At 57.8% G+C, this 14,649-nt stretch carries 13 protein-coding genes and 1 pseudogene; 2 read left to right on the top strand and 12 right to left on the bottom strand.

The window, feature by feature from the left end; genetic code table 11:
• Positions 1–303: 303 nt before the first annotated feature.
• The 12 genes from WA237_RS18555 to WA237_RS18500 form a co-directional block, all read right to left on the bottom strand.
• Positions 304–1,548, bottom strand: coding sequence for a phenylacetate--CoA ligase family protein (locus tag WA237_RS18555; RefSeq protein WP_286907630.1), 1,245 nt, complete (start codon positions 1,546–1,548; stop codon positions 304–306).
• A 58-nt stretch (positions 1,549–1,606) separates the two neighbouring features.
• Positions 1,607–2,431: an ABC transporter ATP-binding protein gene (locus tag WA237_RS18550; RefSeq protein ID WP_286907632.1), complete on the bottom strand. Its 825-nt coding sequence runs from the start codon at positions 2,429–2,431 to the stop codon at positions 1,607–1,609.
• A 98-nt stretch (positions 2,432–2,529) separates the two neighbouring features.
• Positions 2,530–3,810, bottom strand: coding sequence for an ABC transporter substrate-binding protein (locus WA237_RS18545; protein ID WP_286907634.1), 1,281 nt, complete (start codon positions 3,808–3,810; stop codon positions 2,530–2,532).
• Between the two features lie 86 nt (positions 3,811–3,896).
• Positions 3,897–4,973 (bottom strand): branched-chain amino acid ABC transporter permease, encoded by a 1,077-nt coding sequence (locus tag WA237_RS18540; RefSeq protein WP_286907636.1) that lies wholly within the window; start codon positions 4,971–4,973, stop codon positions 3,897–3,899.
• A 1-nt stretch (position 4,974) separates the two neighbouring features.
• The gene (locus tag WA237_RS18535; RefSeq protein ID WP_286907637.1) at positions 4,975–5,229 is read right to left on the bottom strand and encodes a hypothetical protein; all 255 of its coding nucleotides are present in this window, start codon (positions 5,227–5,229) and stop codon (positions 4,975–4,977) included.
• A 2-nt stretch (positions 5,230–5,231) separates the two neighbouring features.
• Positions 5,232–6,218 (bottom strand): branched-chain amino acid ABC transporter permease, encoded by a 987-nt coding sequence (locus tag WA237_RS18530; RefSeq protein ID WP_286907638.1) that lies wholly within the window; start codon positions 6,216–6,218, stop codon positions 5,232–5,234.
• A 38-nt stretch (positions 6,219–6,256) separates the two neighbouring features.
• Positions 6,257–7,075, bottom strand: a complete 819-nt coding sequence (locus WA237_RS18525) for an ABC transporter ATP-binding protein (protein WP_216337714.1) — start codon at positions 7,073–7,075, stop codon at positions 6,257–6,259.
• Between the two features lie 75 nt (positions 7,076–7,150).
• Positions 7,151–9,127 carry an AMP-binding protein gene (locus tag WA237_RS18520; protein WP_286907641.1) on the bottom strand — a complete coding sequence of 659 codons (1,977 nt, stop codon included), beginning with the start codon at positions 9,125–9,127 and terminating at the stop codon, positions 7,151–7,153.
• 132 nt (positions 9,128–9,259) lie between these two features.
• Entirely contained in the window at positions 9,260–10,189 is a 930-nt protein-coding gene (gene meaB, locus WA237_RS18515) for a methylmalonyl Co-A mutase-associated GTPase MeaB (protein WP_286907643.1), read from the bottom strand.
• A gap of 17 nt (positions 10,190–10,206) precedes the next feature.
• Positions 10,207–11,883 (bottom strand): acyl-CoA mutase large subunit family protein, encoded by a 1,677-nt coding sequence (locus WA237_RS18510; RefSeq protein WP_286907645.1) that lies wholly within the window; start codon positions 11,881–11,883, stop codon positions 10,207–10,209.
• Positions 11,883–12,308, bottom strand: a complete 426-nt coding sequence (locus WA237_RS18505; RefSeq protein WP_286907646.1) for a cobalamin B12-binding domain-containing protein — start codon at positions 12,306–12,308, stop codon at positions 11,883–11,885. Before WA237_RS18505 ends, WA237_RS18510 begins: the two co-directional genes overlap by 1 nt.
• A 2-nt stretch (positions 12,309–12,310) precedes the next feature.
• Complete coding sequence (locus tag WA237_RS18500; protein WP_286907648.1) at positions 12,311–12,898, bottom strand: TetR/AcrR family transcriptional regulator; 588 nt, start codon at positions 12,896–12,898, stop codon at positions 12,311–12,313.
• Between the two features lie 280 nt (positions 12,899–13,178).
• Between WA237_RS18500 and WA237_RS18495 the strand changes: the two genes are divergently transcribed.
• The gene (locus WA237_RS18495; protein ID WP_286907650.1) at positions 13,179–14,378 is read left to right on the top strand and encodes a M24 family metallopeptidase; all 1,200 of its coding nucleotides are present in this window, start codon (positions 13,179–13,181) and stop codon (positions 14,376–14,378) included.
• A gap of 85 nt (positions 14,379–14,463) precedes the next feature.
• A pseudogene (locus WA237_RS18490) lies at positions 14,464–14,577 on the top strand (IS6 family transposase); the annotation flags it as partial.
• Between the last annotated feature and the right edge of the window lie 72 nt (positions 14,578–14,649).

Genomic DNA, 14,649 nt, shown 5'->3' with positions numbered 1-14,649 from the left:
GTCACAGAAGCCGCGGGATAAGTCCGTCCGGGGAAAGGGGAGCCTGGGCCATCAGCCGAATTGTGCAACAGAGCCCATCCAGCCTTTAAATCTTCCGTGGACTTGAACCTCGATTTTCCAATCCCACGATAGTCGAAAGTCACCACAGTCGCGCCCAGCCCCGCCAACCATCTCGCGAAGCGTGCATAATAGCATGCCTGAACGCCAGTAGCCGAATGTATAACTACGATTGGACCGCTATCCCCGTGCCAAATATCACCACATATTGGGAAGCCATCTTCAGTGATGACGTTTAGTACCTCGTCAGGATGAGTATGAGTTTTTTTCGCTTTCATAGCTGCGTTGCTCCTCGATCACCTTGCCATCGTTGGGCAGGCTGCCCCTGGCCACGATCTCGATCCGGCCCTTGAGCTTGAGCGCCTCGGTGACCGATCCGGCATAGGTATCGGCATCGCCGCCATCGGCCTCGATCCGGACGGTCATCACGTCCATCTCGCCCTCGCGGGTGGCGATGACGCGGGCCCTGGAGATTTCGTCATGCCGGGCCACCAGCGCGGCCACCTGTTCGGGGCGCACGAACATGCCCTTGATCTTGGTGGTCTGGTCGGCACGGCCCATCCAGCCCTTGACGCGCATATTGGTGCGGCCACAGGGGCTGACCCCGTCCATCACCGCGCTCAGATCGCCGGTGGCGAAGCGGATCAACGGGTAATCGGGGTTGAGCGTGGTCACCACGACCTCGCCCACCTCGCCGGGCCCGACCGGATCGCCAGTGCCGGGGGTGACGATTTCGACGATCACGCCCTCGTCCACGATCATGCCGTCCTGGGCCTCGGATTCATAGGCGATGTTGCCCAGATCGGCGGTGGCGTAGCATTGCAGGCAGGCGATCCCGCGATCCGCGTATTCCTGCCGCAGCGACGGGAACAGCGCCCCGCCGCCCACCGCCGCCTTGGTGATGTTCAGGTCGAGCCCCAGTTCCGCGGCCTTGTCGAGAATGATCTTGAGGTAATCGGGCGTCCCGGCATAGGCGGTGACGCCCACATCATGGGCCGCGCGCGCCTGAAGCTCGGTCTGGCCCGTCCCGGCGGGCAGCACCGCGGCCCCGACGGCCCGCGCGCCGTTTTCAAAGATCATCCCGGCAGGCGTCAGGTGATAGCCGAAACAGTTCTGCACGATATCGCCCTTGCCCACACCGCAGGCCTTCAGGAAACGCCCCATGCGCCACCAATCGTGGCTGTCCCCGCCCGGTTCGTAAATCGGGCCCGGCGACTGGAAAACATGGGCAAAGCCCGAAGCATTCCGCGTGGTCAGACCGCCAAGCGGCGCATGCGCGGCCTGCGCGCGCCCCAGATCGGATTTGCGCAGAACCGGAAGCTTGGCCAGATCGTCCGCACCGCGAATGGCCGCCGGATCGACACCGGACAGCGTTGCCGCGTAACCGGGCAGGGCCTGAGCGCGTTCGATCTGCCGGGGCAGCGCCTGCGCAATCGCGGCGGCGCGCTCATCCGCGCTGCGCGTTTCCAGATCGTCGAAATACTTGGACATATCACTTTCCTCTGAAGGGTGCCGCATGACGGCGGCGCCTTGCAAATCCAAACCCGGCTTAGCTGAGCCACCGCTTGCGGCGGCGATAGCTGCGCACGTCGCGGAAGCTCTTGCGTCCTTCGTCCGACATGCCGAGATAGAATTCCTTGACGTCGGGATTTTCGCGCAGCGCGTCGGCGGGGCCGTCCATCACCACCCGGCCACTTTCCAGAATGTAGCCGTAATGGGCAAACCGCAGGGCGACGTTCGTGTTCTGCTCGGCCAGAAGGAAGGTGTAGCCTTCTTTCTCGTTGAGCGATTTCACGATGTTGAAAATCTGTTCCACCAGCTGCGGCGCGAGGCCCATGCTGGGCTCGTCCAGCAGGATCGTTTCCGGGCGGCTCATCAGGGCGCGGCCGATGGCGACCATCTGCTGCTCCCCGCCCGAGGTATAGCCCGCCTGACTGCGGCGGCGTTCCTTGAGGCGCGGGAAATAGTCGTAAACCATGTTCAGGTCGGCATCTATGTCCCCCCGCGAGGCACCGCGCGTATAGGCGCCGGTCAGAAGGTTTTCCTCGACCGTCAGGTGTTCGAAGCAATGCCGTCCTTCCATCACCTGGATGACGCCCCGTTTCACCAGCTCCGACGGCACCAGATCCTGCACGCGATCACCGCGATACCTGATCGATCCCTTGGTGACCTCGCCACGTTCCGAGCGCAGCAGGTTGGAAATGGCCTTGAGCGTCGTCGTCTTGCCCGCGCCGTTGCCCCCCAGAAGGGCGGTGATCCCGCCCTTGGGCACGCTCAGGCTGACGCCTTTCAGCACGAGGATCACGTGGTTGTAGATCACCTCGATATTGTTGACCTCAAGCAGTGTCTCGTCGGTGCGTCCTGCGTCGAGCATGTGTCTCTCCATCATGGGTCGCGCAATCTGCGACCCCTCTTGCGTGGGGTGGGAAGCGGCGGCCAGCCCGCCGCTTCCATCGTTTTGTCAGGCCGCGATCAGTTGCAGCGCAGTTCGATGCCTACCTCAGAAGCGTAATCCTCTGAATCCGCTGCAATCAGGGAGTCGACTACCTCCGCATCAGGCGCGATGAAGTCGGTCAGCATGATCCAGCTTTTCGTTTTCGCATTCCACTGGCGTACGGCGGCCAGACCTTGACCACCATGATTGGAGCAAGTGACTTCAATTTCCGGAGCAAAATTGGCGAAGCCCAAACTTGTCATTTTCTCCTCTGTGATAACCAATGCTTCCATGCCATCACGAACCATTGCTCCGTTGACCTGTGCTACACCATGTATTTCTTGCGCTTTTTTTATAGCTTCCACCGCGAGCATTGCGGAGTAAAGACCACGATTGTAAAGTACTGTGCCCATTTGGTCGCCGTTGCCAGCAGCAAGCCCCTTGTCATATACATATGCCTTAAGGTCATCGTACACGCCAAAGTCTGACCCAGTTGCATGCATCGCCAGCGCCTTGTAACCGTCGGAACTTTCGCCCCCCGGAAGCACGTCGGATTCTGACCCGGACCACCAAACGCCAATCATGTTTTCCAGCGGAAATCTCACATTTGCCGCCTCGTTGAGTGCCACAGGGTTCATGACGCCCCACCCCCACAAAAGTACGTAGTCCGGTCGCTCACGGCGGATTTGCAACCACTGGGATTTCTGCTCCTGTCCCGGATGATCGACAGCAAGCGAGTTAAAGATAAACCCATGCTTCTTGGCCAGGATTTCCAGGGTCGGAATAGGTTCTTTGCCGAAAGAAGAATTGTGATGGACGAGTGTGATTTTTTTACCATTCAGGTCACCCCCATTCTCCTCGAGGAGGTATTTCACTGCAACACTGGCGCCTGCCCAGTAATTCGTGGGATAGTTAAATATCCACTCAAATACGGCTCCGTTAGCAGCTGACGTCCGACCGTGGCCAATCGAATGAATCGGAATCTCGTCTACACTGGCTTTTGGTATCAACTGATAATTCAGCCCCGTTGATACAGGTTGATAGAGAATTGCGTTTTCCTTGGTGGCCTCGTAGCATTCGACACCTTTCTCGGTGTTGTAGCCGGTTTCACATTCCGGCATATTGATCCTAAGCCCACCGATGCCACCATCGCGTTCGTTGATTAACGTGAAGTAATCAGTGTAACCGTCAGCGTTAGGTATGCCATTTGCTGCATAGGGGCCTGTACGGAAACTTATGAGCGGAATAGTTAATTCCGCCAGTGCCGGTCCTGCGGTTACTACCGCAGCTAAGATTGCTGCTATCAGTTTCGTTTTCATCGGTTCATATCCTCCCTTGGTGTTGTTCCGATGGTGTCAATTGCCGGGGGTTTTCGGCCCCCGGTCTTTTCTCCTTGGGCCCGTCCCTAGTGCGGGAAGGGCCAAAGCCTCAGTTTTTCTTTGGCGACGCGCCACAATTGCGCCAGCCCGTGCGGTTCGGCGATTAGGAAGACGATGATCAGCCCACCGACGATCATGAATTCCAGATGCGCAGCCAGGTCGGTCGGCCAGCCGAGGCCGCCCACCAGCACGTTCTTCAACAGCACCGGCAGCAGCACCAGGAACGCCGCTCCGGCAAAGCTGCCGAAGATCGACCCAAGGCCGCCGATGATGACCATGAACAGCACGAGGAACGACTTGTTGATCCCATAGGATTCGCCGGCGTCGACTGCGCCCAGATAGACCGCGAAGAACAGCGCACCGGCGATGCCGACGAAGAACGAACTGACGGCGAAGGCGCTGAGTTTCGCGCGCAACGGGTTCACGCCGATGATCTCGGCGGCGATGTCCATGTCGCGGACCGCCATCCATTTGCGCCCGGCCATGCCCCGCGTCAGGTTGCGCGCGATCAGGGCGCAGACCACGGTAAAGACCAGGCAGAACAGGTAGGCGGCCCAGGGTGCTGTTTCGGCACCTGTCACAGGTACACCGAAAATCGTGCGTTCGGGCGCGTTGATCTGCCCCGAGGCCGAGTGGTTGTAGAACCACGGCACACGGTTGAACAGCCAGACAAGAAAGAACTGCGCGGCCAGCGTGGCCACCGCCAGGTAAAAGCCCTTGATCCGCAGCGACGGCAGGCCGAACAACACGCCCACGATGGCCGTCACGCCGCCTGCCAATATGACATGGAACAGGATGTTCACCTCGGGGAAGGCCGTCATCAGCTTGTAGCAGGCATAAGCGCCCACGGCCATGAAGCCGCCGGTGCCGAGGCTGACCTGCCCGCAGTAGCCGACAAGGATGTTCAGGCCGATGGCCGCGATGGAATAGATCAGGAACGGCAGGAAGACCGCATTCACCCAGTAGTCGTTGATGACAAAGGGCACCACGGCAAAGGCCGCGACCAGAACCGCGTAATAGCGGTAGCGGTCGAACCGGATCGGGAATGTCTGGTTGTCCTCGGCATAGGAGGTCTTGAAGTCACCGGCTTCACGATAGAACATTTCAGATTACCTCCCCTTGGATTTGATCGTCCTCGCGCTTTTGCACGCGGTTGGCCGGTCTGGCATACCCGGTCGCCTCGGAATGGCGCACGAGCCAGAAATAGGCCAGCATTCCCAGCCCCCCACCGATGGCCGCCAGCACGAGGGCGGTGACCATCTGCACGGTGTCGTTGATGTCCGCCGTCAGGGCGAGATAACCGAAGGCCCAGAAGCCCGACCAGGCGACGACGTTCGCAATGGCGATCAGCTTGGTCATCGTCATACCCTCTCGATGATCTTCTCGCCGAACAGGCCCTGTGGCCGGAAGACGAGGAAGAGCAGCGCCAGAACGTAGGCGAACCAGTTTTCGGTCGCGCCGCCGATCATCGAGCCGATGGCGAATTCGAACAGTTTCTCGCCCACGCCGATCAGCAACCCACCGACAATCGCGCCGGGGATCGAGGTGAAGCCGCCCAGCATCAGAACCGGCAGCGCCTTGAGCGCAATGAGCGACAGCGAAAACTGCACCCCCGATTTCGTGCCCCACATGATGCCCGCGACCAGAGCCACGAACCCGGCCAGCGACCAGACCATGACCCAGATGAAGTTCAGGCTGATCCCGACCGACAGCGCGGCCTGGTGATCGTCGGCCACGGCTCGCATGGCGCGGCCCTGCTTGGTGTATTGCGCAAAGACGATCAGCGAGAAGACCAGCGCGGCGGCAATCGCCGTGGCAACCAGATCGAGATTGTCGATGAAGAAGCCGTAATCGAAGATGTTGAAGGTGAAATCGTCGATGGCCATGTTGATGCCCTGCGGCAGGCCCACATCCATCTTCTTGATGTCGCTGCCCCACATGATGTCCCCGAAGCCTTCGAGGAAATAGGCAAGGCCGATGGTGGCCATGAACAGGATGATCGGTTCCTGGTTGACAAGATGCCGGAAGATCAGCGTGTTGACCGCCCAGGCCAGCACGACCATCACCACCATCGTCAGCAGGATCGCCAGCAAAGCCGGGACGTGCCAGCCGAAATGGTGGACCTCGGTGCCGAACACGGCGTTGATCAGGTGACTGAAGGGCACCTGCCCTTCCATGATCCCCACCAGCGTCAGCGCGGCGAACAGGGCCATGACCCCTTGGGCGTAGTTGAAGATACCGGACGCCTTGTAGATCAGCACGAAGCCCAGTGCGACAAGCGCATAGAGAACCCCGGCCATCAGACCGTTCAGGAAAACCTCGGTTCCCCAGATTAACTGCTCAGGCATGTTGTGATCCTCCCTGAATGTCGTGGTTCCGGCTGGAATCAGTCATGGGCCACCCCCAGATAGGCGTCGATCACGTCCTGATTGCTGCGCACCTCGTCGGGTGTGCCGTCACCGATCTTCTTGCCGTAATCCATCACGACCACCCGGTCGCTCAGGTCCATCACCACGCCCATGTCGTGTTCGATCAGGGCGATGGTGGTGCCGAATTCGTCGTTCACGTCGAGGATGAAGCGGCTCATGTCCTCTTTTTCTTCGACATTCATGCCCGCCATCGGTTCGTCCAGCAGCAGGATCGACGGCTCGGCGGCCAGCGCGCGGGCAAGTTCGACCCGCTTTTTCAGACCGTAAGGCAACCGCCCCACGGGCGTTTTGCGAATGTGCTGGATTTCCAGGAAGTCGATGATCTTTTCCACGGCTTCGCGGTTTTCCACTTCTTCGCGCTCGGCCTTGCCCTTCCAGATCGCCTGCGCCATCAGCCCGGCGTCCATCTGGCGGATGCGGCCCGTCATGACGTTGTCCAGCACGGTCATGCCCTCGAACAGCGCGATGTTCTGGAAGGTCCGGGCAATGCCCTGCCGGGCCACCTGATAGGGCTTCATCGGCGGGCGCAACGCGCCCTTGTACCAGACCTCGCCCTCTTGTGGGTTGTAGAACCCCGAGATGACGTTGAGCATACTGGACTTGCCCGCACCGTTGGGGCCGATGATCGCGCGGATCTCGCCCTCGCGGATATCGAAACTGATGTCCTGAATAGCGACCACACCGCCAAAGCGCAGCGTGATGTGTTTCATTTCCATCACCACACCGCCGATCTTGCGGCCATCTTCGGTGGTATAGCCCTGTGACGTGTCAAGCATGGCTCAACCCTTTCTCATAGATGGTCTGCGGGGCGATGGCGCCGCTTGCGGCAACCGGCGTCGCGTGCCGGGCCATCATTCCGCAGCGACCTTCGTGTCGCCATTCACCGGCACCACCGCGGCATCGCGGATTTCCAGCGTCGCGCTGATCGACCCCTTGCGCCCGTCTTCGTAGGTGACTTCGGTGGTGGTGAAGATTTCCCCGGACCCGTCGTAAAGCGCGCCCAGAAGATCCTCGAACTTCTCGGCAATCACGCCGCGGCGCACCTTGCGCGTGCGGGTCATTTCGCCGTCGTCGGCATCCAGTTCCTTGTGCAGAACGAGGAAGCGATGCACCTGGCAATGCGACAGCATCGGATCCTCCGCGAGGGACCGGTTCACCTCTTCCACATGGCCCTGGATCATCTCCAGAACCTTGGGATGGCCCGCCAGTTCCTGATAGGACGCATAGCCGATATTGTTGCGCTCGGCCCAGTTGCCCACTGCCGTCAGGTCGATATTGATGAAGGCCGTGCAGGCGTTGCGCTGATTGCCGAACACCACGGCTTCGAGGATGTTGGGATAGAACTTGAGCTTGTTCTCGACGTATTTGGGCGCGAACATCTTGCCGTCGGCCATCTTGCCCACGTCCTTGGCGCGGTCGATGATCCGCAGATGCCCCGAACCTTCCTCGAAGAAACCGGCATCGCCGGTGGCGACCCAGCCTTCGGCGTCCTTGGTGCTCTTCGTGCTTTCCTCGTTCTTGTAGTAATATTCGAACGTGCCGGGGCTGCGATAGAACACCTCGCCCGACTCGTCGATCCTGATCTCGACACCCGGCGCGGCGATGCCGACCGTATCGTTGCGCACCTCGCCATCGGGTTGCAGGGTGATGAACACCGAAGCCTCGGTCTGACCGTAAAGCTGTTTCAGGTTGATCCCCAAAGAGCGGTAGAACTCGAAGATTTCCGGCCCGATCGCCTCACCCGCCGTATAGCCCACGCGCACCCGGCCGAACCCCAGCGTGTCCTTGAGCGGGCCATAGATGAACAGGTTGCCCAACGCGTATTTCAGACGATCCCATCCGCCGACCGGCTTGCCGTCCAGAATGGCCGGTCCGACCTTGCGGGCATGCTCCATGAACACGTCGAACAGCCATTTCTTGAAGCGGCCCGCATCCTCCATCCGGATCATCACGTTGGTCAGTTGGGTCTCGAACACGCGCGGCGGGGCGAAATAATAGGTCGGCCCGATCTCGCGCAGGTCGGTCTGCATCGTGTCGGGGGATTCCGGGCAGTTCACGCAGAACCCGCACCAATAGGCCTGCCCAATTGAAAAGATGAAATCCCCCACCCACGCCATCGGCAGGTAGGCCAGGACCTCTTCGTTTTTCGTCAGGTTGTCGAACTCGGCGGACGAGCGTGACGCCTCGATGATATTGCGGTTGGACAGCACCACGCCCTTGGGCTTGCCGGTGGTGCCCGACGTGTAGAGCATCACGCAGATGCTGTCGTAATCCAGCTTTTCGCGGCGCGCCTTGAGGTCTTCGATGAACTCCCAATAGGCGGCGCGGCCCTGATCCTGGATGCCGACAAAGGTGTGCAGCTTGTGATGATCGTATTTCCGCATGCCGCGCGGATCGACGTAGATCATGTGCTCGAACTGGTGGAGCTGATCCTGAATCTCGATCACCTTGTCGACCTGCTCCTGATCCTCGACCACGGCAAAGCGGGCGCCGCAATGATCCAGAACATAGGCCATCTCTTCGGCGGCGGCGTCCTGATACAGCGGCACCGGAATGGCCCCCACCGATTGCGCGGCCACCATCGACCAATAGAAATAGGGCCGGTTGCGTCCGATGACCGCGATGAAATCGCCCTCGTTCACCCCCAGATTGATCAGGCCAAGCGCCAGAGCTTCGATTTCCTTTTCGGCCTCCGCCCAGGTCCAGCATTGCCAGATGCCGAATTCCTTTTCGCGGTAAGCGGGCCTGCCGACGAGCTCTTTGGCGTTCCGCTGAAGAAGCGCCGGAACAGAGCATAGCCCCTCCGCCGCCTGTGACGACTGTGCCAAGTTTTATCCTCCCAAATGTCCGCCTTGCGAACAGATCGCCTTGTGACGGCGATTCCTCCTGCCATCAAAGGTGCTGGTTTGCATGTCGATGACGGCGTGCCTCTTGATCATCCAAACGGTATGAAGCGGTACTCAACCTTCATTTTCAGTAGACAGTGAGGCAAGCGAGCGCGTTATGGCACGGTCCAACTCTTCCGGTCTCATCGCGCTAAAGCCTTCATCTGGAATACCCGCCGAAATACGACCAGCAACACGCTGAACAGCGAGAGCGAGCTTACGTGCATCACGTTTGCGCTTCCGATCATCACCTGCGGTGGCACCTGCAACCTGCAAAAGCTGATCGATTTCGTCTTTCAATCTTGACACTCCGCTTCTAGTACTCGCGGAAACTCGCAAGACGGAGACATCGCGCTTCGCGCCAGAACGCAGCGACAGCATCGATTCAAGATGCTCTACCGTCTCATTGGCATCTTCTCGATCCGCCTTGTTGACCACGAGCAGATCACCAATCTCCAATATTCCCGCCTTGATAGCTTGGAGCTCATCTCCAAGTCCTGGCGCAGACACAACTACACACAAGTCAGCCACCTGCGTGATTTCGGTTTCCGATTGTCCAGCACCAACTGTTTCGATCAGAATAAGCGGCCAACCTGCAGCGTCCATAATATCGGCCATGTCATGCGCCGCGTGACAAAGCCCGCCGAGATGACCACGAGCCGATACAGAGCGGATAAAAACTCCAGCGTCGAGGCTGTGCGCACCCATGCGTGTCCGGTCACCCAGCAGCGCGCCGCCCGAGACCGGACTCACTGGATCCACCGCCAAAACGGCAACCGGACGCCCTTCCGCTCGCCATTCATGGATCAGAGCATCAACGAGCGTCGACTTACCGGCACCAGGTGGGCCAGTGAAACCCACGATTTGTGCCTTGCCAAACTCGTCAGAGAGCGCTTCGATCAGCGACAAAGCATCGCCCTCCCCATTTTCAACCACAGTCAGCGCTCGCCCAAGTGCACGCGGATCGCCAGCACGGAGTCGTTCAGCAAGTGCGTTAATCTTCATCCTTGGATCGTTGGACATTAGGCCACCATCAGCGGATGGCCGAACCCGAGTTCGCGGCGCAGGCAAGAGATGATCTCACCGTGGGTAACGCCGATATCAGCAGCCTCCACTACCTTTTTGTAAACGTTCTCGTTGCCATTTGCCGCGCGGGCCAACTCTCCCAATGCATTTTCCACGGCAGCTTGACTTCGTTCAGCCTTGAAAGCCTTGAACGCCGCAACCTGGGCCTCCATCGCACTACGATTCGGACGATACGTCTCAACCTCCGCATCCTCGACCTCAGATTGATAACAATTTACACCCACGACTTTCTCAGAGCCGGTCTCTATACGGTTTTGATACTCTAAAGCCGACTTCCCGATCATGCGTTGCACTATCCCGGCATCTGCCGCGTTGTACATGCCGCCCGCATTTTCAATCACATCCATAACTTGGAGGATTTTCTCTTCCATCTCATTGGTGAGAGTCTCCACGTAATAGGAGCCGCCCAATGGATCGATCACATCGCATAGGTGCGCTTCTTCGCGGAGAATGTTCTGCGTTGCCACAGCTATTCGCGCCGCTTCCTCCGTCGGACAGGCCATTGCCTCATCGAACCCGTCGGTATGCATGGATTGCAAACCTCCCAAAATCCCAGCAATCGCTTGCGCTGTCACACGAGCAATGTTGTTGAGCGGCTGTTGTTGTGTCAGGTCAACTCCGGAAGTTTGACCGTGGAACTTGAACCGCCAAGAACGCGGGTCCTTGGCACCATAACGCTCACGCGCGATCTGTGCCCAGATCCTCCGCCCGGCACGGAACTTCGCCACCTCCTCAAAAAAACTGATGGAGATGTCGAAAAAATAAGTGAAGCGCGGCAGAATAATGTCGGGATCCATACCTGCTTCGATGCAATCATCAGCGTATTGAATTGCAGTTGAAAGCGTCAAACCCATAGTTTCCGCAGGGGTAGCACCGGCCTGCTGCATGTGCTGACCAACGACCGATACTGGGTTCCAGTTTGGTACATTTTCCCTGCAGAATTTGACATGGTCTACGAAAACCCGCCGTGCCCCGGGCTGGCTTAGACGGTAGAACATGTGGTTGGCCACGAAATGCGAGATATAATCGGATTGGTTAGCGGTGCCCGTGATCCTGTCAAATGGAACGCCCCGGCGCTTCGCCACGCTGAGCAGAAAAGCAAAAAGTGTGAAAGGCGTGGGGTCGTTCATCGCGGTCGATATCTCGCCTATAGGCACCCCCTCTAGCGCAGCTTCCATGTGATCAACCGTGTTGATGACGGTGCCACAAGTCCCCAATAGCGGCACCGGGCTTTCGTCGCAATCGACCCCTCGGAAGCCCGAATTGCAAGGCAAAAGGCTGATCGCAGACGCCCCTTGCTGCAGCAGCATCCGGACCCGCTTGTTGTAGTCTTGCGGCGTTCCCAGCCCAATGAGCTGCCTCTGAGTCCAAGTACGACCGCGGTGCATGGTATTATATATACCGCGGGTATAAGGAGGCTCTCCCGGCATACCCAATTCCTCGCAGTACCGATCATCCGACCAGTCAAGCGGCGTGTAGAGTGGACGCACCTCTATACCAGAGCGGTTAACAACAGTCCGGTCTTCCCCGATCTCCCTATCGTAGCGGACTTGCCATTCAGCCCGCTTCTCACCTAGGCTGGCGGCATTATTATTCGAAGCTATCTTGGGCATTATACGACCTCTGCGTCTTCTCGAACCGCGCGCGCCTCGACAGCAAGCTCGCGGACAGTTTGAACAATATCTTCGCTAGTGGCGCCCGGACCGAAGATTGCGCTAACGCCCGCACTCTTCAGTTCGGGCTGCTCGTTCTGCGGGATTATCCCTCCGACAACAAGACGCACATGGTGCATTCCCGCGTCTCGCAAAGCTGCAACCAGCTCCGGCATGATTAAATGGTCAGTCGCTAGCGAACTCACCCCAATCACGTCCACGTCTTCCTGCACCGCCAGCCTGACTACCGCTCCGATCTCTTGCCAAGGCGGAGTGTAAATCACCTCCATACCAGCATCGCGCAGATAGGCAGCAACCACACGGCTACCCCTGTCATGCCCATCAAACCCTATTTTTGTCACCAAGACGCGTTCAGGATACGCCATCATCAAGATCCTTTCGGCTTAGATTGAAACGGCCCGCGAAAAACTCGAACCAATTGATGCGCAATCTGCTGAGGACTCTCCCCACCCTCGCGATGCCACACTGGGATGTGGTTAACTGCTCCGATCAAGAACAGTCTGAGCAATTGGCGATCCACATCCCCTGGCAAGGGAAGCGCGCCAACCAAGTCGCGCAGATAAACTTCATATTCATCCCTCAACCGGACCAGCTCTTCTCGCGCCGACGGCACATCATCCGGCAAGATACGAATGATAACGCTAGCATAGGCGGTAGGCTCGACGATCATTTCAATATGCGCAGCAAGCATTACCTCGAGCCGCTCCCAAGGCTCTGTAGCCCCTAAGAGCTCTCGCCGGACACGCTCACTCAACTGCCGAACCCCCTCCTCGTAGACTCCAACGAGCAAGGCCTCTTTGTTTGGGTAGTGATAGTAAATCGACCCAGGCAGCATCCCGCACTTTTGAGCGATGTCCCGCATTGTCGTGGCTTGGTATCCACGCGTCGAGAACAGCTCTGCCGAGCTATCCAGCAGTAGATCCAGTCGATTATTAGAGCGCGTCGCAGAAGTCATTTGACCTGCCTATTTAAGCAAACATATGTTTGTTTACTGTCTCGGTCAAATCTGGTCAACACTTATTTCATCCTACTGCTTCAAGCCTGAGCTCCAGAAAGAATTCATGACAGTGCCACTTAACCTGCGACCAGCTGAGCGGATCACTCCGGGCCGACAGATCAACTTGCTTCTCGTAATCAGTTTTCGCTGCAATCTCGCAAACAGACGCCCAATCGCGCAGCGTGGCATAGCCCCGATAATCACAAACTTAATACCCATTACTCACAAGGGAGAAAAAATGACCAACCATAGCAAAAGACTAAGTGCACTACAGAAACGGCTCCGAGAGCGGAATTTGGCCGCAGCCATACTGCATCTAAGCAGGGATATTTTCTACTATACTGGAACCTCTCAACCGGGCTGGCTCATCGTCTCTCCGGCAGATGCTCATCTCTACGTGCGCTCCGGACTGGAGTTCGCCCGAAGGCAAAGCAGCCTGCCGGATGATTGTGTTTCCCGAAATAGCAGAATTACTGAAATCATAGCCGCTAGTTTTGGGAAAAATATCGACAAACTACAGATCGGCGCTGAACTCGACGTGATGACCGTCCCGCAATATCAACAATTGTGCGCGGCTCTTGGAACGTTTCAAATCGTAGATGTATCATCGGACATACTCCAACAGAGACAAGTTAAAGATGCAGAAGAAATTGCGGCCATTGAAATCGCCGCTGAAGCGCTTGAAGCAGGTCACAAGGCAGCGACGGAAGCATGGTGCGCCGGGATGACTGAATTGGAAGCCTCGGCTATCGTGGAAGACGGGCAGCGCCGAGCCGGACATGAGGGCGTATACTTTGTACGCCAACCCGATTTCACAATGGGGCGCGGCCCGCTTGCATCAGGTAGTAACAGACAACAAATGAGCGGCGTCGTTTTCACCGTTTCCGGCTGTGGATTGAGCGCGGCAGTTCCCGCCGGTGCGTCGCACCGAGTACTTCAACCCGGCGATCTGATAATTGTGGACATTCCAACATGCGTGAAAGGATACCACGGCGATCAGTCAAGAACCTATTGTCTTGGGCGGCCGACAAAAAGAGCACTGAAATTGCACGAATGTCTTCGGTTAGTATCGGATCGGCTGATTGCTGACATCTCGCCGGGAATGTTGACGGGAGACGTGTTTAAGCGAGCTTGTCATCATGCTGAAAGTGTAGGGATTTTAGACACCTTTTTAAAGTTTTACGATGAGAGTACGGCGCATTTCGTGGGGCATGGGGTTGGACTTGATCTCAATGAACCCCCCTTTTTATCGCGCTGCGGCAAAGAAGAAATAGAGGCAGGCATGGTACTAGCAATCGAGTTGCACCTCTACGATTCCGATGTCGGGATGATCAAACTCGAGGACATGATCTTGGTGCAAAATGAAGGTTGTCGCATGCTTACGGGAACGGATCGGGAATTGACACCAATTTGGCCGTGTCAGAGGAACCCGGGTTGAGGCGCAATCGACGGGCGGTGTCAGAGCAATGCACTGTCAAGGAAACCGGGTTGAGACGCAATCAGCGGCGGCCTAGCCTGCCCGGATGACAAAACGCGACCCATTCAAGTATTTCAAAACCAGCCCGGAAATCATCCGCCTGGCCGTTATGCTGTATGTGAGGTTTCCGCTTTCGCTGCGGAACGTCGAGGACCGGCTCTGTTGCACAAATCGCGTGAGGGATTCATTTCGTGAATCCAGCGTGGTAGCTGCGATGCATGAGTAGACCCAC

Source organism: Roseovarius sp. CH_XMU1461 (assembly GCF_037027165.1).
In the GTDB taxonomy this organism is placed as follows: domain Bacteria; phylum Pseudomonadota; class Alphaproteobacteria; order Rhodobacterales; family Rhodobacteraceae; genus Roseovarius; species Roseovarius nubinhibens.
The sequence above is the reverse complement of the archived record's forward strand: the minus strand, read 5'-3'. Positions and strand labels throughout refer to the sequence as shown.

Bases quoted from the DNA above. Each gene is read 5' to 3' on its own strand.
- WA237_RS18525 (WP_216337714.1), bottom strand. From the start codon at position 7,075: ATGCTTGACACGTCACAGGGCTATACCACCGAAGATGGCCGCAAGATC.
- WA237_RS18500 (WP_286907648.1), bottom strand. From the start codon at position 12,898: ATGACTTCTGCGACGCGCTCTAATAATCGACTGGATCTACTGCTGGAT.
- meaB (WP_286907643.1), bottom strand. From the start codon at position 10,189: ATGAAGATTAACGCACTTGCTGAACGACTCCGTGCTGGCGATCCGCGT.
- WA237_RS18535 (WP_286907637.1), bottom strand. From the start codon at position 5,229: ATGACCAAGCTGATCGCCATTGCGAACGTCGTCGCCTGGTCGGGCTTC.
- WA237_RS18540 (WP_286907636.1), bottom strand. From the start codon at position 4,973: ATGTTCTATCGTGAAGCCGGTGACTTCAAGACCTCCTATGCCGAGGAC.
- WA237_RS18545 (WP_286907634.1), bottom strand. From the start codon at position 3,810: ATGAAAACGAAACTGATAGCAGCAATCTTAGCTGCGGTAGTAACCGCA.
- WA237_RS18495 (WP_286907650.1), top strand. From the start codon at position 13,179: ATGACCAACCATAGCAAAAGACTAAGTGCACTACAGAAACGGCTCCGA.
- WA237_RS18530 (WP_286907638.1), bottom strand. From the start codon at position 6,218: ATGCCTGAGCAGTTAATCTGGGGAACCGAGGTTTTCCTGAACGGTCTG.
- WA237_RS18510 (WP_286907645.1), bottom strand. From the start codon at position 11,883: ATGCCCAAGATAGCTTCGAATAATAATGCCGCCAGCCTAGGTGAGAAG.
- WA237_RS18550 (WP_286907632.1), bottom strand. From the start codon at position 2,431: ATGCTCGACGCAGGACGCACCGACGAGACACTGCTTGAGGTCAACAAT.
- WA237_RS18555 (WP_286907630.1), bottom strand. From the start codon at position 1,548: ATGTCCAAGTATTTCGACGATCTGGAAACGCGCAGCGCGGATGAGCGC.
- WA237_RS18505 (WP_286907646.1), bottom strand. From the start codon at position 12,308: ATGGCGTATCCTGAACGCGTCTTGGTGACAAAAATAGGGTTTGATGGG.